At 65.9% G+C, this 21,894-nt stretch carries 21 protein-coding genes; 3 read left to right on the plus strand and 18 right to left on the minus strand.

The genetic code is table 11. The annotated features are described in order from the left end of the window. Positions 1–66 precede the first annotated feature (66 nt). The 4 genes from ACJ5H2_RS22935 to ACJ5H2_RS22950 all read right to left on the minus strand — a co-directional run bounded on the left by ACJ5H2_RS22935 (position 67) and on the right by ACJ5H2_RS22950 (position 4,380). Positions 67–1,146 (minus strand): sugar ABC transporter substrate-binding protein, encoded by a 1,080-nt coding sequence (locus ACJ5H2_RS22935; RefSeq protein ID WP_408899763.1) that lies wholly within the window; start codon positions 1,144–1,146, stop codon positions 67–69. 183 nt (positions 1,147–1,329) lie between these two features. Beyond that, positions 1,330–2,229, minus strand: coding sequence for a TIGR03620 family F420-dependent LLM class oxidoreductase (locus tag ACJ5H2_RS22940; RefSeq protein ID WP_408899764.1), 900 nt, complete (start codon positions 2,227–2,229; stop codon positions 1,330–1,332). Positions 2,230–2,318: 89 nt separating this feature from the next. Then, positions 2,319–3,428 (minus strand): acyl-CoA dehydrogenase family protein, encoded by a 1,110-nt coding sequence (locus ACJ5H2_RS22945; RefSeq protein ID WP_408899765.1) that lies wholly within the window; start codon positions 3,426–3,428, stop codon positions 2,319–2,321. 145 nt (positions 3,429–3,573) lie between these two features. Further along, positions 3,574–4,380 (minus strand): enoyl-CoA hydratase/isomerase family protein, encoded by an 807-nt coding sequence (locus tag ACJ5H2_RS22950; RefSeq protein WP_408899766.1) that lies wholly within the window; start codon positions 4,378–4,380, stop codon positions 3,574–3,576. Between the two features lie 188 nt (positions 4,381–4,568). Between ACJ5H2_RS22950 and ACJ5H2_RS22955 the strand changes: the two genes are divergently transcribed. Further along, on the plus strand, positions 4,569–5,126 hold the full coding sequence (locus tag ACJ5H2_RS22955; protein ID WP_408899767.1) for a nuclear transport factor 2 family protein: 558 nt from the start codon (positions 4,569–4,571) through the stop codon (positions 5,124–5,126). Here the strand turns inward: ACJ5H2_RS22955 and ACJ5H2_RS22960 are convergent. The 5 genes from ACJ5H2_RS22960 to ACJ5H2_RS22980 form a co-directional block, all read right to left on the minus strand. After that, positions 5,108–6,358, minus strand: coding sequence for a flavin reductase family protein (locus ACJ5H2_RS22960; RefSeq protein WP_408899768.1), 1,251 nt, complete (start codon positions 6,356–6,358; stop codon positions 5,108–5,110). The two genes, ACJ5H2_RS22955 and ACJ5H2_RS22960, sit on opposite strands and share 19 nt — an antisense overlap. 52 nt (positions 6,359–6,410) lie before the next feature. After that, positions 6,411–7,520, minus strand: a complete 1,110-nt coding sequence (locus ACJ5H2_RS22965) for an acyl-CoA dehydrogenase family protein (RefSeq protein ID WP_408899769.1) — start codon at positions 7,518–7,520, stop codon at positions 6,411–6,413. A 226-nt stretch (positions 7,521–7,746) separates the two neighbouring features. After that, positions 7,747–8,337, minus strand: coding sequence for a TetR/AcrR family transcriptional regulator (locus ACJ5H2_RS22970; RefSeq protein ID WP_408899770.1), 591 nt, complete (start codon positions 8,335–8,337; stop codon positions 7,747–7,749). Positions 8,338–8,463: 126 nt separating this feature from the next. Beyond that, positions 8,464–9,243, minus strand: a complete 780-nt coding sequence (locus tag ACJ5H2_RS22975) for an NADPH-dependent F420 reductase (RefSeq protein ID WP_408899771.1) — start codon at positions 9,241–9,243, stop codon at positions 8,464–8,466. A gap of 13 nt (positions 9,244–9,256) precedes the next feature. After that, positions 9,257–10,015: an enoyl-CoA hydratase/isomerase family protein gene (locus ACJ5H2_RS22980; RefSeq protein WP_408899772.1), complete on the minus strand. Its 759-nt coding sequence runs from the start codon at positions 10,013–10,015 to the stop codon at positions 9,257–9,259. A 166-nt stretch (positions 10,016–10,181) separates the two neighbouring features. Between ACJ5H2_RS22980 and ACJ5H2_RS22985 the strand changes: the two genes are divergently transcribed. Further along, a complete protein-coding gene (locus ACJ5H2_RS22985) occupies positions 10,182–10,832 on the plus strand; it encodes a TetR/AcrR family transcriptional regulator (RefSeq protein WP_408899773.1) in 651 nt (216 codons plus the stop codon). A 238-nt stretch (positions 10,833–11,070) separates the two neighbouring features. Here the strand turns inward: ACJ5H2_RS22985 and ACJ5H2_RS22990 are convergent, their stop codons facing one another. The 9 genes from ACJ5H2_RS22990 to ACJ5H2_RS23030 form a co-directional block, all read right to left on the minus strand. Then, positions 11,071–11,835 (minus strand): SDR family NAD(P)-dependent oxidoreductase, encoded by a 765-nt coding sequence (locus ACJ5H2_RS22990; protein WP_408899944.1) that lies wholly within the window; start codon positions 11,833–11,835, stop codon positions 11,071–11,073. 19 nt (positions 11,836–11,854) lie between these two features. Then, complete coding sequence (locus ACJ5H2_RS22995) at positions 11,855–14,308, minus strand: CoA transferase (RefSeq protein ID WP_408899774.1); 2,454 nt, start codon at positions 14,306–14,308, stop codon at positions 11,855–11,857. A gap of 24 nt (positions 14,309–14,332) precedes the next feature. Continuing rightward, the gene (locus ACJ5H2_RS23000; RefSeq protein ID WP_408899775.1) at positions 14,333–14,749 is read right to left on the minus strand and encodes a nuclear transport factor 2 family protein; all 417 of its coding nucleotides are present in this window, start codon (positions 14,747–14,749) and stop codon (positions 14,333–14,335) included. A gap of 72 nt (positions 14,750–14,821) precedes the next feature. Further along, positions 14,822–16,483 (minus strand): long-chain-fatty-acid--CoA ligase, encoded by a 1,662-nt coding sequence (locus ACJ5H2_RS23005; RefSeq protein WP_408899776.1) that lies wholly within the window; start codon positions 16,481–16,483, stop codon positions 14,822–14,824. A gap of 34 nt (positions 16,484–16,517) precedes the next feature. Then, positions 16,518–17,402, minus strand: a complete 885-nt coding sequence (locus ACJ5H2_RS23010; protein WP_408899777.1) for an SDR family NAD(P)-dependent oxidoreductase — start codon at positions 17,400–17,402, stop codon at positions 16,518–16,520. A gap of 26 nt (positions 17,403–17,428) precedes the next feature. Continuing rightward, the gene (locus tag ACJ5H2_RS23015; RefSeq protein WP_408899778.1) at positions 17,429–18,235 is read right to left on the minus strand and encodes an acetoacetate decarboxylase family protein; all 807 of its coding nucleotides are present in this window, start codon (positions 18,233–18,235) and stop codon (positions 17,429–17,431) included. Between the two features lie 44 nt (positions 18,236–18,279). Continuing rightward, positions 18,280–19,194 carry a TIGR03619 family F420-dependent LLM class oxidoreductase gene (locus ACJ5H2_RS23020; protein ID WP_408899779.1) on the minus strand — a complete coding sequence of 305 codons (915 nt, stop codon included), beginning with the start codon at positions 19,192–19,194 and terminating at the stop codon, positions 18,280–18,282. A gap of 200 nt (positions 19,195–19,394) precedes the next feature. Continuing rightward, complete coding sequence (locus ACJ5H2_RS23025; protein ID WP_408899780.1) at positions 19,395–19,793, minus strand: Zn-ribbon domain-containing OB-fold protein; 399 nt, start codon at positions 19,791–19,793, stop codon at positions 19,395–19,397. After that, on the minus strand, positions 19,793–20,953 hold the full coding sequence (locus ACJ5H2_RS23030) for a thiolase family protein (protein ID WP_408899781.1): 1,161 nt from the start codon (positions 20,951–20,953) through the stop codon (positions 19,793–19,795). The genes ACJ5H2_RS23025 and ACJ5H2_RS23030 overlap by 1 nt, the downstream gene beginning before the upstream one ends. Before the next feature lie 114 nt (positions 20,954–21,067). Here ACJ5H2_RS23030 and ACJ5H2_RS23035 point away from each other — a divergent pair, with 114 nt between their 5' ends. Then, positions 21,068–21,883, plus strand: a complete 816-nt coding sequence (locus tag ACJ5H2_RS23035) for a crotonase/enoyl-CoA hydratase family protein (RefSeq protein ID WP_408899782.1) — start codon at positions 21,068–21,070, stop codon at positions 21,881–21,883. The last annotated feature ends 11 nt before the right edge of the window (positions 21,884–21,894 follow it).

Genomic DNA, 21,894 nt, shown 5'->3' on the forward strand with positions numbered 1-21,894 from the left:
ACTCCGACCAGCGCCGAACTGGCACGGTCGACGGGTCTGATCGCGTGATCACCGATGGCGAACCCATTAGTCGACCTGCCAAGCCGCCTTGTAGATCTCTTGATAGTTCGGAGGGTCCAGAAGGCTGACGTCGGCGTTGGACTCGTTGATTACGCGCATGTTTCCAACCGGTTCTGCCGAGTCGAGTTCGACACCCGACACCACTCGCGCAGCGGCATCGGCGATCCGCCAGTACATCGACGTCAGCTCCATCGCAGCCCACGCCAGGACCTGGCCGTCCTCGACCGCGGCGACATCGGCTTCGCTGACGGGGTAGATGCCGACGATCTTCACCCGCGATCCCAGACCTGCACTGTTGAGCGCCGTCGCCGGATTGAACTGGGGACTGGCAAGGACCAGATACTCGACGTTCGGGTTGCGCTGTAGGAAGCTCACGACCCTCGCGGCATTGTCCGCCGGCGTCGCGTTGATGGACTGTTCGATCTCGAGAACCTCGGACCCCTCGCCGTTTCTCTCCACCTCCTGCTCGACCCCGTTCGCCTCATTGAGCTGCGAGGCGACGGTCTTGTCGAGTGCCACGGCGATATCGGTCGAGCCGCCCGCGTCCGCGAGCACGATGTTCGCTGCCAAAGAGCCAAGAACCACAGACGCTGGTTTGCACTGGATGCACGCGACGTAGTTCGGCGGCAGCTCGTCTCCGCCGAGATTGATGAACTTGATTCCCTGCTCCGCTGCGGCGTCGACCTCGGACTGGAACCCCTCAAGCGGCAGCGCCCCGGGCAGCACGATGACGTCCGGTTCGGCAGCGATTGCCTGCGTCAGAACTGGCTGGACAGCGGCTGGACCCTCGGTGATGTCGAAGGTCATCTCCTCGAACCTCCAACCCAGAGCATCCATCGCCGGCTGGAGTGCACCTGGGGCGCACACCGGGAGGGTGCAGTTGATGTTGATGGCGAAGGCTTCGTCTGGCCGCTTCGGAAGCGCGCTGATCTCGAGCGGGGGGTTCGCGGCAAACTCCTCAACCTCTGCTTGGGCCCGAGTGATCCCGCGAGACGACGACCCATCCGTCGAGCCCGCCTCCGAGGGATCGCTGCCGCAGCCTGCACTGACGACTGCCAACGCGGCTGCCGTTGCGGCGAGGGTCACGCGCTTACGCCTGAGCCGAATCTCCACCATTTCTCCTTCAATCGCCCCGAGCCGGTCTGCTGTACTGCGCTACGTTAGCGTTCGCTAGATAAGTTAGTCAACGCTAGATTAGAACATGGACGCCACGATCTCGCTTCGTCCCGGGGTCGGTCGGCGCTCACTCGATGTCGGCGGCAACCTCCGTTAGATCTGCAGCGCTCCAGCGATCTCCCGCAGCGCTGGCCGCGGGTCGGCGCTCGGGTCGCCGCCGAGAACCTGCACGAGGACATGATCGGCACCGGCGTCGAGGTGCGCGCTCACAGATGCCGCGGCTTCACCGGCACTTCCCAGCCCGACCAGAGCGCGTACCAACCGGTCCGATCCGCCTGGCACCAGGTCAGACTCGTCGAACCCCTGGCGCAACCACGAGTCTCGATAATTCTGCATCGCCATGTAGCCCCCCACGTGGCGATGCGCCCGCCGGAGCTGGTCGTCTGGGTCCCTTGCAATCGCCACCGCCTGCTCGGAGACGATCCACTTCGTGGGACCGAGGATCGCGCGGGTGACGGCGGTCCTCTCGGGGGTGACGAGGTAGGGCACGGCTCCGTCGGCGAGCTCACCGGAGAGTTCGATCATCTTGGGTCCGAGGGCGGCCAGGAGACGGGCGAACCCGGCGCCTTGTTCGATCTCGCCGGGCACGGAGTCCATCCGCTCCAAGTAGGTGCGCATAGTCCGCAACGGACGGCCGTAGGCACCTCCGAGAAGCTCCTCGACGAAGGGTGCGTGGCTGACGCCAAGGCCCAGCACAAACCGTCCAGGGTGCAGCGCGGCCAGCGTTCGGGCGCCGGCTTCCGCGGGCATCGGCAACCGGAAGTGGATGTTGGCGATGCCGGTGCCGACCACGAGCCGGTCCGTCGCCGCGAGGAAAGCAGCCGATTCGACCAACACGTCCTTGCCGCCGCCTTCGGGAATGAAGAGCGAGCCGAACCCCAGCGCTTCGATGTCGCGGGCGATGGCCTGTGCCTCGCGGATCGGCCAAGGTTCGAGGTTCAGCCACACCCCGATCCGGCTCGGGAACTCGATGTGCGCCGTGTTGTTCCTCATCGAAGGCTCGTTCCTCGTCGTCGGTTGGGGATTTTGATGTCGGCGCAGACCCGGCCGCCGGCGCGCTGGAGCACCGATCGGTCACCGGGTCATTGGTCGGTGAGGGTCGCTTCGAGGAGGTGGGGGGCGGCTTTGGTGGCCTGGTGGGGGCTGAGGAGGAGGTGGTTGACCGCGACGGCCGTGTCGGCGTTGAGCCGGGCGATGGCGCTGTCATGGGGGATGGCGTCGGACCCAGCCCACAACGATGCCGTCGAGACGATATCGCTCAGGACGCGGTGCAGGTGCAACGCTGCCTGCTCCACTCGCGCGGTGTGCAGCTCGGTCACCCGCCCCTCGGTAGCGGCCTCCCAGATGCTCCCGTACGCCTCGAGCACCAAAGCCCGAGCAGACCGATACTCCGCGTCGACCCGGACGAACTCGGCCTGGAACAGCGGGTGCTCGTCCAGAGCCGGGATCTCGCCCCGGCGCCGGCCCTTGGCCGACTTCGCCATCTCCTCCACCGCGCGCTTGGCCACACCGAGCGCGACGCTGCAGTGATGCATGTGCACGATCGCGAAGAACCCTTGCGCATACACCGGGTCGCCGGCCCTGTCCCCCTCAGCCAAGGAGAGCCACTTCTTCTCCAGCACATGCTCCCTGACCCGGTAGTGGCCCGAGCCGGTCCCGTGCAGACCCGCCGGGTTCCAGTTGTGGAGCCACTCGATCTGACTGCGATCGATGTAGGAGTTCACCACGACCGGGCTCCCGTCGTCACCGATGACGTTGTCGCCCTTCTCGTCGAGCAGGAACAGCATGCTCGCCACCCGGTCGGCGTGCTGCGTCCCCGACCCGAACGGCATCGGCTCCGACTGCACCAAGTAGCCACCCTCGACCGGCCGCGCCGTACCAGGAACCTTGCCGAAAGCGAAACCACAAGCGATGCCGGCCCGATCGGGCCCGAGGAGGTCGAGATAGGCGTCCTCGGTCAAGATGAGCCCCGGGAACAACGTGCCCACCGTGTGGATCGCGAACGTCCACCCCGACGAGGCGTCCTGACGCGAAACCTCCTCACCGACCTGCAGGAAGCTCACGCTGTCCAACCCCTCACCACCCAGCCGAGCCGGCAGCAACAGCTTGTACAGCCCCGCGTCCTTCCAGGCCTGCACCACCTTCGCGGTGATGATCCTGTCCTCAGCGCCCTGCGCCACCTCAGACTCCACCAGCGGAGCAAGAGACCGAGCAACCTCGACCCACCCCCGCGCCCGACCGGACTCTGCCTGGAGCACTTCACCCGGCCGCACATCAATCGAAGTCGTCATCTTGGCGGGACCTCCATCACATCGGTGGAACAGAGTTGCTCGGGCGTCACGAACCCTTGTAGACGCCGGGACGCTTCTCGATGAAAGCGTCGGCCGCTTCCAGCACATCCCCAGTCGCCATGGTCATGGCTTCGAGCTGCAGGCTCAGCTCCAAGACCTCTCCGGCCCGTTGCCCGAGAAGCCGGTTCAGCGCAGCCTTCGTCCCTTGCACGCCCAGGGGCGGCAGTGACGCGATCCTGTCTGCGATCTCACGCGCTCGAGGCAGGACGTCCTCGGGCTGGTCCACCAGGTCGGTCACCAGCCCGTATGCGTAGCCCTCTTCTGCAGTGATCGGGTCGCCAGTCAGCAGATGTCTCTTCGCGCGCAGGATGCCTGCCGACATCGGCCACAGAACGGCGCCTCCGTCGCCGGCCACGAGCCCGATGCGCACATGCGGGTCGGCCAAGCGGGCCTCACGCCAAGCCACCACCGCGTCCGTGGCCAGCGCGATGTTGGCACCGAGACCCATCGCCGCGCCCTGAATGGCCGTGACGATCGGCAGCGGGAAGGTCAACAGCTCGTTCATGAGCTCCAGGCCTTCCTCCACCGAACGCCTGCGTGCGGCGGAGTCGCCGACCATCCCGCGCACCGTGCCGACGTCCCCCCCAGCGGAGAAGATCCGGCCCTCGGCAGCCAGGATCACGACGCGCACACCGTCGCTGCCGCTCTTCCGGAGATGCTTCAGCGCATCCAGGAACTCCGCATGCTGCGCAAAGTCGAACCTGTTCTGCAGATCCGGGCGGCAAAGCGTGATGGTGACGACCGGACCCGCCCTCGTGACGTGCAACGTGTCCAACGCATCCTTGTGGTTCACTTCAGACCTGCTCTCGAAAGCGGCGGATGGAAGCGCCCACCACCGGTACTAGCGCTCGCTATACGGATATAGTGCCTCCCGATCGCGGCAACGTCAAGCAGTGCTGAGTATGCGACGCGCTTCAGCGATCCCACCATCGACACTCGGTCTAGCCAGGGCATCATCAAGCGATGTCCTAAAGTGTTGCCGTGGATCTCAGCGAGACGGAGCTCGCCCAAGTACGACGCCTGCTCGACGTGGACGCCATTCAAGCGGTGATGCTCCGCTACGCCAGGGCCGTGGATCGCGCCGATCAGCAGCTGATGGGATCGGTCTTCTGGCCGGGAGGCACGGACAACCACGGCATGTATGACGGCGATGTAGCCGGTCTCTTCGAGCGGGCGCTGAGATCGCGTGACGACGATGGCCGGGCTCGGCATCATCTGCTCGGCATCCCGCAGGTGCTGGCATGGGCGGGCGACCGCGCCTCGGTCGAGACGTACTTCTTCTTCGTCGGCGCCTTCGGAGCCGGGCCGAACGTCAACCTCGGCATGATCGATGAGCCGACAATCGGATTCAGCGGAGGCCGGTATCGCGATCTCTTCGAGAAGCGCGACGGTATCTGGAAGGTGCTAAGACGCGTGACGATCTACGACTGGGCCGAGGCCAGACCGTACGAACCAGCGTGGAACTTCTTCAAAATCCCCGTGGGGGTCAACCGAGGCGCAATCGAGCCGCTCGACGCCACCTACGAGTCCGACTGGTAGCCGTCATCTTGGGACTCGGGTCGGGGAAAGCCTTCGGGCATTGCGCCTCCGAGCAGTTGCGTGCAGCTCCAGCTGGCCTTCAGGAGTCGATCGATGCAGCGACGGATCTTGAAGAGGGACATGTCGTCCCCAAGGCCGTACAGACCCATCTGCAGGACGCTCCCGCGCGGGGCGAAGATGGGGACGGACAGAGATCGCACGTCGTAGCTGGACCGCGAACCGTCGAGGGGCGGTTGCTCGAGGACGGCCTCACGCACATCGTCGAGGGCCCTCAGGAGGTTCGCGTCCCACACCCCACCGGTGCGATTGTCGATGGCGTTCTCCAAGGCGGCATAGGGGATGTCGCCCCGACCTAGCGCGTAGCCGCGTGAGCGGACGGTGGTAAGGAAGTCGCCCCAGCGATCCATCACGGCCGGATCGATGCCGGCGTCTGGAGAGATCCACCGCGGCACATCGGCGGCGCTCCCCCAAGCAGCCATGACCGCTCCCATGGGAGCCAAGTAGGGCAACCGACGACCGACGCGCGTAGGACCGCCGCCGCGCAACGTCGACTCCTCCATCCAAGGAGGGTTCCGATACCTGGAGGTGCTGCTTCCCGCGCCAGCGAGCACCACGAACTCGTCGCGCACCCGAGTCGCGAGGAGGCACTCTGACGCAGACGCGGCCGCCACCCGCTCGAGCTCTGGCCGTATCACGTTGATGACGGGCAAGAATTCGGCGACCGAGGCATCAGACGCCGCCAAGGACGACGGCAAGAATCGCCCATAGCCGCCGCGGAAGAACAACAGCGGCAGGTCGCGAGACTGGGTGTCGAGGGCGGTGACTCGTCCGACGACCAGATGATGGTCGCCCAGCACCTGGACCGACTCCATCTCGCAATCGATCCAGGCAACAGCCCCGTCGATGATCGGGGCTCCACCGGGCGCGGGCCGCCATGAGACACCGTCGAACTTGTTGGCACCCTTCTGAGCGAACGCGCGACAGAGGACCTCCTGCTCAGCACTAAGCACGTTGATGCAGAAGCGCCCCTGCGCCTGGATCCTCGGCCAAGTGCTGGAGGTCGCACTGGGGTAGAAGGCCACCAGCGGCGGCTCTAGCGACACAGAGTTGAACGATCCGATCGTCAGCGCAGCCGGCGGCTCCCCCGGGATCAGGGCGCTGACGACTACAACCCCCGTGGGGTACTGCCCTAGTACCTGTCGGAACTGCTGACTAGTGAACTCTTCACTCACGAGGCGGCTCGCAATCGGCTCTCCCCCTCAGCCGTGCGTCACGGCCGCGGGATCAGGCGGGGGTCTGGGGGTCGGTGAGGGTCGCTTCGAGGAGGTGGGGGGCGGCTTTGGTGGCCTGGTGGGGGCTGAGAAGGAGGTGGTTGACCGCGACGGCCGTGTCGGCGTTGAGCCGGGCGATGGCGCTGTCATGGGGGATGGCGTCGGACCCAGCCCACAACGATGCCGTCGAGACGATATCGCGCAGGACGCGGTGCAGGTGCAACGCTGCCTGCTCCACACGCGCGGTGTGCAGCTCGGTCACCCGCCCCTCGGTAGCGGCCTCCCAGATGCTCCCGTACGCCTCGAGCACCAAAGCCCGAGCAGACCGATACTCCGCGTCGACCCGGACGAACTCGGCCTGGAACAGCGGGTGCTCGTCCAGAGCCGGGATCTCGCCCCGGCGCCGGCCCTTGGCCGACTTCGCCATCTCCTCCACCGCGCGCTTGGCCACACCGAGCGCGACGCTGCAGTGATGCATGTGCACGATCGCGAAGAACCCTTGCGCATACACCGGGTCGCCGGCCCTGTCCCCCTCAGCCAAGGAGAGCCACTTCTTCTCCAGCACATGCTCCCTGACCCGGTAGTGGCCCGAGCCGGTCCCGTGCAGACCCGCCGGGTTCCAGTTGTGGAGCCACTCGATCTGACTGCGATCGATGTAGGAGTTCACCACGACCGGGCTCCCGTCGTCACCGATGACGTTGTCGCCCTTCTCGTCGAGCAGGAACAGCATGCTCGCCACCCGGTCGGCGTGCTGCGTCCCCGACCCGAACGGCATCGGCTCCGACTGCACCAAGTAGCCACCCTCGACCGGCCGCGCCGTACCAGGAACCTTGCCGAAAGCGAAACCACAAGCGATGCCGGCCCGATCGGGCCCGAGGAGGTCGAGATAGGCGTCCTCGGTCAAGATGAGCCCCGGGAACAACGTGCCCACCGTGTGGATCGCGAACGTCCACCCCGACGAGGCGTCCTGACGCGAAACCTCCTCACCGACCTGCAGGAAGCTCACGCTGTCCAACCCCTCACCACCCAGCCGAGCCGGCAGCAACAGCTTGTACAGCCCCGCGTCCTTCCAGGCCTGCACCACCTTCGCGGTGATGATCCTGTCCTCAGCGCCCTGCGCCACCTCAGACTCCACCAGCGGAGCAAGAGACCGAGCAACCTCGACCCACCCCCGCGCCCGACCGGACTCTGCCTGGAGCACTTCACCCGGCCGCACATCAATCGAAGTCGTCATCTTGGCGGGACCTCCATCACATCGGTGTTCCTAACGCTCGATAGAATGCCATATCTCTTCCATTCCCGCATCGGCTCCCGCCTGGTGAGGATGAAAAAATTCGCGCTAGGTGCAACTACGCGGGTGGGCCCCAGCTCGACCCGCTGCCGCCAGCTGACCGGCCGTCGTCGACCAGCGACGCTCCGACGATGCGTCGCGCAGCTCTTACATGCCGATGTGCCACCTCCGGCGGCGACAGACTGCCCGCTGGCTGATACCACATTGCCACGGAGTGGATCATTCCGAGTATCGCTCGGCACGCCTCTCTCGGGTAGCTCAGCCGGAACAATCCCTCATCGACCCCTCGCTCGATGATCTCGAGGAACTGGTCATCGAACTGGCTCCTCATCGCCAGGTACTCCGCCCGGTTGTGCGGCTCGAGAAACCGAGTCTCCGACTCGATCGTCGCAAGCTGCCGTCGGTGCACGACATGCAGGACCGCAACCTCGACCATGCGGTCGAGCTCTGCATCGACATCGGGCGCGACCGAGGCTCGCGCCTGAGCAGCACGATCGAGCAGCTCACGGAGCCCCAGTCTCAGGAGGTCGAACAGGATGCGCTGCTTGTCGCCGTGGTAGTAATACAGCGTCGGCACAGTGATGCCGCCTGCGCTGGCGAGATCGCGAACGGTGGCACCGTGATAGCCCATCCGGGGGAACACCGCCATCGCTCCTTGGAGAGACGGCAGAAGCTCCAACGGAGCGAACACGCGCCAGTCGTCACCCAGCGGTAGATCAGCTTGATGCTTCCCGACCGGCCTCTGCTCGCGGCTAGCATCCCTCCGAGTCATGGGTCACATGCAGATGGCGCGGTGCAGTTGAACCATCCAGTCGCCGAACCCCACGCGTCTGTGAGCGAGGTTGTCGGTTCGCTCGGCGATGACCGCCATGACAAGCTCGCGACGGCGTGGCAGACGTTCCTTCTCGGCGAGCGCCAGAGCTCTCGGCAGCTGGGCGGCCGTCAGCTCCGTGCAGTATGCCGGGGCAGCCGGCTGTAGCCGCCAGGACTCTGCGATCGTCCCGGCATCGAAGGGGTCGAATCCCGTCTCCTCCACGAGCTGAGCCGCGGTGACGCGATCAGCCTCTCGGTCAGCGGCGATGGGGACAACGATCCGCGAACGCTGCCCGGAATCGGCCGCCTTGTCCGCGAAGGACTCGGCGGCGATCGCGTTCCAGGCCTTGACGATGGGTCGCCCCAGCTTCTCCGACACCCAGACGCTCTCGACCTGGCCAGCCTCCACCGCGTCGATCCTCCCGTCGCGCTTCGGGAAGTAGTTCGAGGTGTCGATGACGACAGCGTCGGACGGGGTCCGCTCCAGGAACGGCGCCAGGCTCGGGATGCGACCGAAGGGGATCGAGCAAATCACCACATCGGCGTCCACTGCCGCCTCGGTGGCCATGACGGGCACAGCACCATGCATGAGTGCGTCTCTACCTATCGTCTCGGGACCCCGGGAGTTCGCAACTCTGACCTCATGGCCGCGAGCGCTCAGCCGCCTGGCAAGGATGGTGCCGATCGATCCGGCGCCGAGTATCCCGATCTTCATGTAGACCTTTCTGTAGTTCGTCGTCACCGGGAGTCGGAGCTCAGCCTCTGAAGCGCGCATAGTGGCTCGACGGGTCGTAGCTGGGATCGCCCTGGTTCACCTTCAGAAACTGGTCCAGTACGGTCGCACGTGCGGGCTCCTGGAGGCCCCGGAAGAGCAGGCCCTTCGTCGTACGCAGCGCCCAGGGCGAATTCGCGGCGATGGTCTCGGCCAGTTGTGTCGTGAACTCCGTGAGCTCGTCGTCGGGGACGACGTAGTTCACCAGGCCCATGGCGAGCGCGTCGGACGCGTCGTACAGCGACCCGGTGTAGAGCACTTCGGCGGCCACCCCCCAGCCGACGAGACGCGGGAGCAGCCACGTCGCAGCACCTGTGTCTGTGATCGTCCCGAGCTTCGCCGCTGGATGCCCCAAGCGCGCGCCCGCCGCTGAAACCCTGAGGTCCGCCTGCAGTGCGAGCTCGAAACCGTAACCGACAGCTGCTCCGTTGAGCATCGCAATGACGGGCTGGCGCATCGCCGTGAGGGTCCACAGTCCAGGGCCGTCGATGATGGATCCGCTCCCCGGCGGTGACTTCTCCTCCAGGAACGTGCCGCTGCTCGACAGGTCCGCTCCGGCGCAGAACCCGCGACCCGCTCCGGTGATGACGACCACATGGACGTCGTCGCGCGATGACATGGCTTCTGCCGCCGCGTTGATCTCGCGGATACGGTCGAAAGTGACGGGGTTGAGTCGGTCAGGATCGTTGAGGACGAGCCAGCCGACTCGGCCTTCAACCCTGCTCAGTACGAAGTCTCCCACCGGATGCGGCCCTTCCGCGTCGTATATAGCGCTCGATAGCGTACCACAGTGCCGACTCGGTGTCTGCCCACGGCGCCTTCACACGTGACCTGACGCAGGACCGGCGCCCAGACGTATAGACTCTGATTACCGCTCGCTAGTCCCCCCGCCCGAAGGAGGAAACTCGATGGCCGAGGCGACGATCGAGACAGATGGAAGTCATGCAGAGGACGACTGGCGCATCTATCCCGATCTCCCCCTGCACCCGATCCTCGCGGCAGCTCTCGACCACTTCCAAGAGCACGGTTATCACGGCACGACAGTGCGGAACATCGCGACCGGGGTCGGACAGACGATGCCCACGTTGTACTACCACTACGGCAGCAAGGAAGGCATCCTCGTCGCCCTCCTGAACATCGCCATGGACGACCTGCAGATGCACATCGACCGGTGCCTCGAGGAGGCCGGCGACGACGTCTTGCAGCGGTTCGAGAACTACATCACCGCCGTCGTCTTGCACTACACGAATCGCAGAGACTTGGCCCTGCTCCACTCCGAGTTCCGATTCCTCGGCACCGAGGCCCGGGCGCAGTACGTGCAACGGAGGATGGCATTCGAGGCCAAACTGGAGGAGCTGATCAAGGACGGGATCGCCGAGGGCATCTTCGACAGCAACGAAGACCCGCACTTCTCGGCACGGGTGCTGCTAGGAATGCTCGGCGGGATCCTCAATCGGGCCACCGCGGACGACTGGTACAGCGAAAGCGGCGCGCTCTCAGCGTTGGAGATCGCCCGCCGCTACACCCACTACGCCGTCCGCCTCGTGACCCCGGCATAAGGTCGCGTGCCGTCAGTTCTTGACACCGTCTTGCGTCGAGACCTCCCCCCAGCAGTACTCGGTGACGAGCTTCTGGAGCGGCAGTTGAGTCAAGCTTCACCACCAGTGGTGGCACGGTCGACATACTCTGACCCGAGGACGGCTCGGCGGACAGCCATGCCCGCGTCGAAGCGATCAGTGCTGTTCATGATGTCCTTCGCGTCGGTCATCCACTGCAGGCAAGAAGAGTCGGCAGCCCTCAGACGACGCTGTAGCCCCCGTCCACCATGAGCGCCGCGCCGGTCATGTACGACGAGGCGTCGGTCGCGAGGAACAGCAGGGCCGAATCCATCTCGTCCTGGCGCCCGAGGCGGCCCATGATGCTGCCTGCCTCGACCATCGCCGAGAGCGGCTCGATGCCCGCACTCGTCATCTCGGTCTCGACGTAGCCGGGGCAGAGCGCATTCACCCTGATGCCGCGGCGTTGCGACCATTGACTGGCGAGGTCACGCGTGAGCCCGAGGACGCCGGCCTTGCTCGCCGTGTAGGCCGCCTGCGGGAAGCGTGATGCGGTCACCGCGTGGAGGCTGGCGACGTTCACGATGACCGCTCCCGGCTGCATCACCTCGACCGCCGCTTGGGCCATCCAGTAGGTGCCCATCAGGTTCACATCGACGACCTTCCGGAAGTGGTCCGGCGCCTCCTTGTGACTCGGGACCGAGCCACCGACGCCGGCATTGTTGATAAGGATGTCGAGTGCGCCGAACCGGCTCACCGCCGCGGCCACGAGCTCCTTGCACCCCGCAGGGTCTGTCACATCCATGACGACGTGATGAGCGGGGACGCCCTCGCTGGCCAGCTGCTCACAGAGCTCCTGCAGTCGATCTCCTCGCCGAGCGGCCACGACAACGGATGCCCCCACTGCACCCAGGCAGTGGGTGAAACCGACCCCCAAACCGGAGCTGGCGCCCGTCACGACGGCAACCCTCCCGTCGGCGCGAAACCGCTCGAGGTAGGCGTTCATCTCCACGGCGACCTCCCGATCACGACGCAGAGACGCCAGCCGCCGGCGCCGACGACTTCGAAAGCTGCAGAACACCATCATCGACGAGACGTTGTGCTTCCGAGGTTTGGATGCCGAGCACCTCCGAACAGATCGTCTCGGTGTCTTGCGCCATCTCGGGCGACGGGCTGATCGCGGCGCTTTGGATGTGGCGAGCGAGGAAAGGACGCCGCACCGTGGTGAGCGGCTCGTCGAAGCCGGGCTGGGCCTGCGCTGCCAGATAGTCTCTGGCTGCCAGGTGCGGGTCTGCAAGGAGCTGAATCGGTCTGTTCATCGACCCTGCCGGCACGCCGTGCTCCTGCAGGAGCTCCGTCACGAACGCGGGGGTATGTTGCTCGGTCCAGGCCCGCACAGCGGCGTCGACGACCTTCCGATTCACCGAACGGGCGTCCTGATCGGCGAAGCGAGGGTCCTCGGCCCAGGACGGGTTGCCCAGCGCCTCGCAGAAACGAGCCCAGTCACCGTCGTCGCGCACGCAGATCACGCACCACTCGTCGTCGCCTGAACAGGGGTAGACACCCCAGGGAACACCGTCGCGCTCGGTCTCGAAGATCCCGAGGGATTCGCGCCCGAATTGCTCGGAAAGATGGTTGAGCACGACCTCGGCCTGCGACACCTGGATCTTGGCACCTGTCCCGTCGACTCGCCGTCGGATCAGCGCCGAAAGGATGGCGAGACCAGCTACCCGAGCTGCTGCATGATCGGGGTAGACGGTGGTGGTGTCGCCGAACTCGCCTGGGTCGTCCGGGTAGTGCCAGATCGAGGTCAACCCCGCGGCGCTCCGGACTGCAGGGCCGTAGGCCAGCCACGACGCCCACTGTCCGGAGTCGCCGAACCCGCTCGACGACATCCAAATGATCCTCGGATTCACTGTCGACAGCTCTGCGTATCCCAACCCGAGACGCTCGAGCGTGCCGGGTTTGAAGTTGGAGACCACTACGTCAGCCGACTTGACCAAGCGCTCCACCAGGCCACGCCCCTCGACCGTGCGGGTGTCGACGCCGAAGCTGCGCCGGCCGCGGTTGCCGAGGGCGAAGTTCTTCGCAATCAACGAGCCCGCCTCGGCGCCGCCGCGATACTTATCAGGGAAGGCGCTGTTCTCGACCTTGATCACGTCGGCACCGAGGTCAGCGAAGAGCCGTCCGACCTCCGCCCCGAACACGATGCTGCCGAAGTCGATCACGCGCAGCCCAGAGAGCGGCAGCACGCGCGGGGCGGCGCACTGGTGCCCCGGACGCTTCACCTCCGGTGGAAAATCCTCTCCCCCGGCCACCGAAGCCAACGCGTCGTTGTGCTCACCCAGGAGCGGAGCCCTGTGACGGAAACCGATCCGCTCCCCGTCGATCTCCACGAATCCCGACGGGATCACGGCAGCGACGCCCGGGGCGAGTTCGGCGTCGACGAAGGCTCCTCGTTGCCTGAAGTGCTCCTGCTCCACGACCTCCGCTAGGTTCAACACCGGCGCGATCGGGATTCCCCGCGTCTGTCCCTCAGCAGCCAGTTCACTTTTTGTGCGACCACGGAAGAGCTCGACGTACGCTCGGCCCAGCGCCTCCTTCTCCTGGTCGCGCCCGATGATGGTCTGGAATCTGGGTTCCCGGAACTCCTCGGGCTCGCCTAACCAGCTGAACATCGCCTGCCACTGGCCAGGGGCCAACACCAGGCACCGTACGTAGCCGTCCGCGCAGGGATAGATCGGGTAAGGCCTCGACTTCGGCCTGGTCCATTCCGTGGTGGCGGGATCTACGGGCTCCTGAGACCGCATCGTCCCTGCCGTTGCCGTGCCGGTGGTGCCGAACGGTGGGTCCACCACCTCGATCGTCGCCTCGAAGACGGAGAAGTCGATGCAGTCGCCGTGCCCGGATTCGAGCCCTCCATAGTAGGCGACCAACGCGGCCCAGGCGGCTTGTGCAGCACTGGACTGGTGCGCCAGGTCGAAGGGCATCGGACACGGCTCCCGCGGCCAGACGCCGGACCGGCTCAGCTGGCTTCCCATGGCCAGCTGCACGAGGTCCGTCGCGACGAAGCCTCGATAGGGACCGGTCGCCCCGAAGTCACTGATGGAGAGCACCACGAGGTGCGGGAAGCGGGCATGCACGGCCTCGCTGTCCAGCACCTGCTCATCGGCTCGGTGGCTCGCCTGAATCAGGATGTCCGTCGACTCCAGCAAGGTCCACAGCTGCGCGAGCCCTGCGGTCGAGGAAGGGTCCAAAGCCACGCTCGACTTGTTGAAGTTCTCAACGAGGAAGCGCAGAGGCCGGCGTCCGTCCTGACTCGCGGCGGTGGACCGGTTGTCCGAGGCGTCGACGACCTCGACCTTCGTGACCTCTGCCCCGAGGTCGGCCAACAGCCGACCGGTCATGTCCAGCAGACCGTCGGTCATCTCGACGACGCGGACCCCGGCCAGCGGGAGACGATCGGACTTAGACACCATAGGGAGCTCCAATTCTCGAACAGGTCACGCTTTGCCGACGTCCACCGAACGCTGAGCCTCGAGGATCAACGCAGTCACCAGCTCAGGCGACTTGTAGTAGTTGTCCTGCTCGACGCACATGCCGTCTTCGAACCGGTAGATCTCTGCCACCGTCATCTTGGCCGTCTTGCGGGTCACCTTGTGGATGAAGGTCGCCCAGAAGCGGACGAGGACGTGGTCGTCGTCGACGTAGCGCACGTCGGTCTTCTCCAGATCGAGGTCGAACGTGCTCCAGAGAGCGTCCTGCAATTGTCGATACCCCTCGGGGCCCATGAGATCTCCGCCGTACGGAAGGGTCGGAGGGTGGCGAGTCACGCATTCTGGATGGATGAACGAGATCGCCTTCTCGCTGTCGCCCCCGAGGAGGCTCTCGACGAATTCGCGTCGTGGATCCGTAGTCATCTTGAAGCACCGTTCCTTCGGTCTCAAGCTGCGATGTCGAACATGAAGCCAGTGACGGGAGGCCGCGCGCCCTTAGCGGCCGGCCTCAGCCCACTGACGCAACAACCGCTTGTCGGGCTTGCCGGTGGTGGTCCTCGGAATCGCCTCGACAAACCTGATGCGCTCCGGCAGCCACCACTTGGCGACACGCTTCGCGAGAAAGGCTGTGAGCTCCTCTTTCGTCGTCGCCCCGTCGAGCACGGCGAACGCCAGCGGGCGCTCACCCCATCTCTCGTCAGCGACCCCCACCACCGCTGCTTCGCGGACCGCAGAGTGTGCCATCAATTCCGTCTCGAGGTCCTGCGAGGAGATCCACTCCCCTCCGGACTTGATGACGTCCTTCGCGCGATCGGTGATGCGCAGGTGGCCGGCAGCGTCGATCGTGCCGACGTCCCCGGTGCGCAGCCAGCCGTCGTGATCGGCCTTCGCGGTCGCCTCCGATGCGTTGAAGTAGCCACTCGCCACCATCGGTCCCCTGACCTCGATGTCGCCGGTGGCCGCCCCGTCGTGCGGAAGCAGCGAACCCTGGGCGTCCACGAGGCGGAGCTCGTAGAGCGGTGACATGCGGCCGGCCCCCTTTCGGCCCCGGTCTGCGTCGGTCTCGAAGCCCTGCCCTTCAGGCCGAGCGACCGTCGCGCCCGGGTAGATCTCGGTCATGCCCCAGCCCTCGATCATGACAGCGCCGAATCGGCGCTCGTACTCCTTGGCGAGACTTCCGGGGACCGCGGTGCCCCCGCTCAGGATCGTCTCCAGCGAGGTCAGGTCGTGGGTGCCGGGCGGAAGACCGTCTAGATAGTGCAGGAGGTCGAGCCACAAGGTGGGGACGCCTGCCGTCCACGTCGCTCGGTGGTCGTCTATCAAGCGCGCGAGCGATGCCGGCTTGAGATGGCGTCCGGGCATGATGATGTCGCTCCCCACCAGGCCGCAGATGAAGGGCAGGCCCCAGCCCATGGCATGGAAGAGCGGCACCAGGGCGAGCACCCGGTCGCGGCCTCTGATGCCGAAGACGTCCGCACCGGACATCGAAAGAGCATGAAGCAGGATGGACCGATGGGAGTAGAGCACACCCTTCGGGTCGCCAGTCGTCCCTGAGGTGTAGCAGAGCGCGGCTGCCGATCGTTCGTCGACCTCCGGCCAGGCGAAGTCTTCGCTCTCCTGTGCCAGGAGGTGCTCGTAGTCGATCGCATCCGGGAGCGCGGCGCTCGCGTCCTCGTCATTGCCGATGACGACGACACTGCTCACGCCAGGCAGCATCGGCATGATCTCCCCCAGCTGGGCAGACAGACAGCTGTCGACGATGACGACGCTGTCCGCGGCGTGCTCGACGGTGAAAGCAAGCTGCTCGCCGTGCAGCCGAAGGTTCATCGTGTGGAGGACAGCGCCCATGCCCATCACCCCGAGGTAGACCTCGAGATGCTCGACGTGGTTCCAAGCAAGGCTCGCAACCCGGTCGCCCGGCCGAACCCCAAGTCGCGCCAGAGCGTTCGCCAGCCGCCCGGCGCGGGCGACGACGTCGCGGAACTCGCGCTCGTGGCACTTGCCCGTTTCCGGGTCGAGCAGGGTGAGGACCTTGGTCGCGCCGTGCACGTCGTTCATCCTGCGCAGAATGTGATGGATCGTGAGCGGGAAGTCCATCATCAGCCCCGGCTGGGCGAGCATCCGGGCGCCAGCCACTCCCTCGGTCAGTCCATCCATGACCAACGCTCCTTCGAAGTGCTATCGGTGGAGCTCATCCGACGCCGACCTCCCCATCGACTTCGTCCCATGCCTCCCGCGATATTCCCGGCAGATCGCCCACCGAAGGCTGGGGCTTGTGCGAAGCGGCGAAGGCTCCGCCGTCGAGGGGGACCTGCGCTCCGTTCATGAAGGACGACTCGTCGGAAAGCAGGTGAGCAGCGACGGTGGCGACCTCTTCCGGACGGCCGATGCGACCCAGCTGCCACGCAGCGTTGGCCCGGCGGAACTCGGAGCTCTGCATGGCCCGCACTGCGCGCTCGGTCCCGCTGTCCACCAGCCCCAACGACACGTAGTTGCATCGGATGCGATAGCGCGAGTAGTAGGTGGCCACCGACCTGTTGAGGGCTGCCATCCCGCCTTTCGCGGTGGTGTAGCCGTCCATCCCGACAAGTCCTCGCGTCGCGGCGAGGGACCCGATGAGGACGACCGAACCACCTCCCTTGGCGTCGACCATCGCTCGCAACCCGAACTTCAAAGTGAGGAAGACCGAGGTCAAGTTCGCCGTCATCATGCGTTCCCAGTCGGCGAGCTCGATCTCGGTCACAGGACCGTCGCCGTTGCCAAGCTCGACGCTGGCGGCATTGACCACCAGGCCGCGCAGTACGCTTCCAGCGTCGGCCGCAGCCGCCACGAGGGCCTCAACTTCGTCTGCCCGGGTGACGTCGGCCGGGTGGAAGAGCGCTCGCCCTCCGGTCGCCTCGATGGAGGACACGACCATTTCTCCAGCGCTCGCGTCCCTACCGGTCACCACCACCAGAGCGCCCTCGAGGGCAGCTCTCTCCGCGATGGCGCGCCCGATCCCCCGAGTGGAACCGGTGACGAGGATCGCTCGACCCTCCAGCCGGGGCGAGGAGGGCACGCTTCGCTGAGATGGCATTTCGGCTCTCCGCGGATTCGCCCGCACTAGGCTCCTCGGAGCCCGCTAAGCACGTCGTGCGCGCTCCAGTCGTCGAGCCGGCCGTAGTGGTAGGGAAGGAACTCCTCCCCCGGGATCACGGCACGCTGGTAGCCGCCGTCTGGGTACCGACTGCCGTACAACTCCTGTACGGCATAGGAGCCGGAGAGCACCTCGAGGATGGGGAACTCATCGATGGGATCGTGCGGCGATCCGCCCAACACCAGGCTGCCAGGTCCGGTCCGCGTCTCTGAGCTGTTGACCTCGAGCTGCTGCGCCATGAGGAACGCGTCGCCCTGGAGGGTTCCATCCAGGTCCAGCGTCGCCTTGATCGAGTACAGATTCCCTGCCTGGCTGCCCTTGCTGGGACCGAGGTCCTCGCCGGCCTCGACCTTCAGAGTCATGAGGCGGGTCCCCAAGCGGTCGACCGTGCCCATGAAGGAGTTGCCGCACCGCACGAGCTCGACGGACCCCATCTTCTTGGGCTCGCCGAACCCCTCCCTCCCGATGAGGAGCGCGGCGTCGTAGGAGTCGATGAACATCGACAACACGTACTCGCCGCTCTGACCGTCGTGCTCGGCGTCGAGGTACAGCCCCGCCATCGTGAAGGTGCCGCAGTAGTTCGTCACCCACCGGGTGACCCGCACGACGACCTTGTCCGTGCCGGCGGGCTTCAGCGGCTTCGGCATGATCTTAGCGATGACATCAGGGTCGCTGCGGAACGCAACCTCGAGTCGCTCTCCACTGAGGCGCTTGTTCTGCAGGGTGGCGTTGATGCGGGCGATGTCCTCGGGGGACTTACGGAAACTCATCATGGGGCTTTCTGTGAGACCTATATGGGGGTGGGCAGGACGTGGCGCTACGCCGACGGGACGCTGGAAGCAGTAGCCCCTCGGACCTGCTCCGCTATGTCGGCGATCTCCCGGACGGCGCGCCGGACCTCGCTCGGATCCGCCATCGCCGGAAGGACGTACACCACTCGATCGAGTCCTAGTTCCAGGTACTGGTCGACGCATTCGACACGGCCGAAGTTGAGGGTGATATCGACGGTCCTACCGAGACCGGCCGCTCGCTCCCGCAGCTCCGCAATCCGGTCACCGAGGGAGTCGAACATGTCGTCGGTGTGTCCGGGGAACCATCCGTCGGCATGACTCAGGACTCGGTCGAGCACGGTGGGCCCCGTCCCGCCCATCATGATCGGCGGGTGGGGGTGGGTCTTGGGCTTGGGCCAACTGAAGATCGGGGCGAAGTCGACCTGGGTGCCGTGGTACTCCGCTTTGTCCTCGGCCCAGATCTGCTTGATCGCCTCGATGCGCTCGAGCATCAAGCCAGTCCGCTTCTTCAGGTTGACGCCGTGATTCTGCAGCTCCTCGGCGTTCCACGGCGCTCCAGCTCCGACGCCGAAGATGTACCGGCCACCCGTGAAGTGGTCGATCGACGCGATCTGCTTCGCGAGGTAGAAGGGATCGCGCTGGACGACGAGGCAGATACCAGAGGCCAGCCTGAGCGTCGACGTCACCGCGCCCATCGCTGCGAGAGTGGTCATCTGCTCGAAGTTGCGATAGTACTCGCGCGGAAGACCGCCGGGTGACACCTTGAAGCGCTGCTCACGCTCCTCCTCGTCGCCACCGCCGTACTGCACCTTCGACTCGGTCGGCACGCTCGAACCGACGCCGATGTGAGAGTGGTCGGGAAGCCACAGCGACTCGATGCCACTGTCCTCCACCAGACGAGCGAGATCGAGTGGAGGGATCCCGTCCTCGTCGGTGTTCATCGAGATCACGCCTGTTTTCACGCGAGGTTCCCTCTCTCGTTGGCTCGTGGGTCTCGTCAGTGGGGCAACTCAGCTGACGGGAAGCTGCGATCGCACGACTACACGACGTCAGGTGCTGACACGGGGCGCCGGGGCGGATGCAGTCGTGCGGGCTTGTCCGCTCCTGCCTCTCCTCAAGTTACGCGGCGCTCACTCGCTCGTCAAGAGCGTGCGCTAGATAAGTACGGTAGCGGCTCTCCCCCGGCAACCGGCATGAAGCCGATGGCCACCTGCTGTCCGATGTGAAGCTCGAGATCGGCCGGACCGTGCGCATAGATCCACGGGCCCTCGGGGAGCTCGACGATCGCCACGACGTACGCCGGCTCGGTCCCCGCGCCTCCTCGGACGTGAGGGACCACCCAGGTGACGACTTCCCCACGGCCGTCGGACTCCGCCCATGTGACCCGTTCCGAAGAGCAGAACGTGCAGCGTCGCGCGAGCGGCGAGGACCAGTTCTGACAGTCGTCGCAGTGGAGGATCAGCAGCTGTCCGCGGGCCGCCGCGTCGAAGAACGGAGCGGACCAGGCGTCGCGCTCGAGGGCAAAGAGTCCGCGCTCCATCACGCCTCCTGGGTTGCCAGGATGAGAGTCGAGTGGTCATCGAGCGTGCCACCGTTCCCGCTCACCAGGACGAGGTCGTGCCGATCGACCTGTCGCTCGCCGGCTTGCCCACGGGCTTGCATGACGCCCTCAGAGAGCGGCGTCATGCCCCACATGTAGTAGCCCGACAGCTGCCCCCCGCCGGTATTGATCGGCAGCCGTCCTCCGGGGCCCGTGGCTCCCGAACCGAAGAACTCGCCGCCCTGACCCTTGTCGCAGAATCCGTAGTCCTCGGCGCTGATCAGCGTTGTGAAGGTGAAGCAGTCGTAGATCTCCGCGACAGCGATGTCCTGGGGCGAGACGCCCGCCATCTCGTAGGCTTGCTTGCCCGATTCCGCCGCGCCTGTCACCAGACCGAACGTGCTGCGACGGTCCATCGGATAGTCCGGGTGCGACTGCCCCATGCCCACGATCGTGACCAAGGGCTGGGCGAGGTCACGGGCACGGTCCGCGGAGGTGACGATGACCGCAATCCCGCCGTTGGAGACCACGCAGCAGTCGAAGAGATGGAACGGGTCAGCGATCATGCGAGAGGCCTGATGGTCCGCGACCGTGAGTGGCTCACGCATCTGCGCGAGCGGGTTCATCGCTGCCCACGACCGCGTAGCCACGGCTACCGCTGCGAGGTCGAGGGAGGTGGTTCCGTACCTCGCCATGTGCCGCCGGGCAGCCATGGCGTAGCCCATCAACGCACCGCGCAGTCCGACAGCAGGCGGCAGGTCGCGCAGGCCGACCAAGCGGTCCTGCGCGCCGACATACCTGGAACCCGTGGACGCGCCCTCCCGCAACGGGTCGTCGGCGAAGACGCACGCCACCGTGCTCGCGACGCCCGCGGAGATCGCACTGCAGGCCATCTGGACCATGGCGCCTGCCGATGAGCCGAACGACTGGACATCCGCTGCGAGCCGTAGGTCTCCCAGCCCCAATCGCTTCGCTAGTCGTAGGTTCACACCCCGCATGGCTCCGGCATTCACCAGCAGGCCATCGATGTCGGACAAGCTAAGGCCGGCGTCCCGGCAGGCGCGCACGACCGCTTCGTCGGCGAAATCCTCAGCTGTGCGTCCGTAGACCTTGCCGATCGCAGTCATGCCGAGTCCGGCGATGGCACCCCGCGGCTTCATGGGGTCTCTCCAGCCCGGCGTGCTTTCATCGCGGTCAGGTCTCCATAGCGCACGCTAGATAGACTATCATTGACTTGAGTCCTGTCCACGGGACCCAGAGGGAAGGAAAGACGGATGACACCATCGTCGGAGCATGACTCCGGGCCGGCGCTGCTCAAGGAGACGCGGGGGCACAACCTCATCCTGACGCTCAACCGCCCTAGCGCAAGCAACGCGGTCAACGCGGAGGTCTCCGGACTTCTGGGCGCCGCGCTTGAGAGCGCTGCGCACGACCCTACGATCCGGGTGATCATCCTGACGGGCGCCGGCGATCGCGCGTTCTGCGCCGGAGCGGACCTGAAAGCCGCCACGCGCGGCGACGCGACCTACGCCTCCGAGGAAGAGTTCGAGAAGTGGCACTTCGCAGGCTTCGTGAAGCACGTGGTTAGCAAGCCGATCATCGCGGCGGTCAACGGCGCCGCTCTCGGAGGCGGCACGGAGCTCGCGCTCGCGAGCGACCTGATCGTAGCGGCGGACACTGCGAGCTTCGGCCTTCCCGAGGTCAAGCGTGGTTTGATGGCCGGCGCCGGAGGAGCTTTCCGGCTCCCCCAGCAACTCCCGGCGAAGATCGCGATGGAGCTGCTCCTCACAGGAGACTCGCTCAGCGCCGAGAGGGCTCACGCCCTAGGCCTCGTGAACCGAGTCGTGCCTCGCGATCAGCTGTTGTCCGCCGCGATCGAGCTCGCGGAGCGCATCACAGTGAACGCGCCCCTCGCGGTGCAAGCGACCAAGCGCATGGCGCTGGGGATCGACGACGGACACATCGGCTCCGAGGAGCATCACTGGGAGCGTTCTGCGCGGGAGTTCGCGGAGATCAAGAGGGCAGCTGACTACGGGGAGGGGATTCGCGCCTTCGCCGAGAAGCGCGCACCGGATTGGAAGGGGCGGTGACGGCGGTCCGA

Source organism: Nocardioides pymetrozini, from assembly GCF_046058985.1.
Classification (GTDB): domain Bacteria; phylum Actinomycetota; class Actinomycetes; order Propionibacteriales; family Nocardioidaceae; genus Nocardioides.

Excerpts from the sequence above, each read along its gene's own strand:
- ACJ5H2_RS22940 (WP_408899764.1), bottom strand. The coding sequence starts at position 2,229 with ATGAGGAACAACACGGCGCACATCGAGTTCCCGAGCCGGATCGGGGTG.
- ACJ5H2_RS22970 (WP_408899770.1), bottom strand. The coding sequence starts at position 8,337 with ATGGCGGTGTTCCCCCGGATGGGCTATCACGGTGCCACCGTTCGCGAT.
- ACJ5H2_RS22985 (WP_408899773.1), top strand. The coding sequence starts at position 10,182 with ATGGCCGAGGCGACGATCGAGACAGATGGAAGTCATGCAGAGGACGAC.
- ACJ5H2_RS22990 (WP_408899944.1), bottom strand. The coding sequence starts at position 11,835 with ATGAACGCCTACCTCGAGCGGTTTCGCGCCGACGGGAGGGTTGCCGTC.
- ACJ5H2_RS22995 (WP_408899774.1), bottom strand. The coding sequence starts at position 14,308 with ATGGTGTCTAAGTCCGATCGTCTCCCGCTGGCCGGGGTCCGCGTCGTC.
- ACJ5H2_RS23000 (WP_408899775.1), bottom strand. The coding sequence starts at position 14,749 with ATGACTACGGATCCACGACGCGAATTCGTCGAGAGCCTCCTCGGGGGC.
- ACJ5H2_RS23005 (WP_408899776.1), bottom strand. The coding sequence starts at position 16,483 with ATGGATGGACTGACCGAGGGAGTGGCTGGCGCCCGGATGCTCGCCCAG.
- ACJ5H2_RS23010 (WP_408899777.1), bottom strand. The coding sequence starts at position 17,402 with ATGCCATCTCAGCGAAGCGTGCCCTCCTCGCCCCGGCTGGAGGGTCGA.
- ACJ5H2_RS23015 (WP_408899778.1), bottom strand. The coding sequence starts at position 18,235 with ATGATGAGTTTCCGTAAGTCCCCCGAGGACATCGCCCGCATCAACGCC.
- ACJ5H2_RS23020 (WP_408899779.1), bottom strand. The coding sequence starts at position 19,194 with ATGAACACCGACGAGGACGGGATCCCTCCACTCGATCTCGCTCGTCTG.
- ACJ5H2_RS23025 (WP_408899780.1), bottom strand. The coding sequence starts at position 19,793 with ATGGAGCGCGGACTCTTTGCCCTCGAGCGCGACGCCTGGTCCGCTCCG.
- ACJ5H2_RS23030 (WP_408899781.1), bottom strand. The coding sequence starts at position 20,953 with ATGAAGCCGCGGGGTGCCATCGCCGGACTCGGCATGACTGCGATCGGC.
- ACJ5H2_RS23035 (WP_408899782.1), top strand. The coding sequence starts at position 21,068 with ATGACACCATCGTCGGAGCATGACTCCGGGCCGGCGCTGCTCAAGGAG.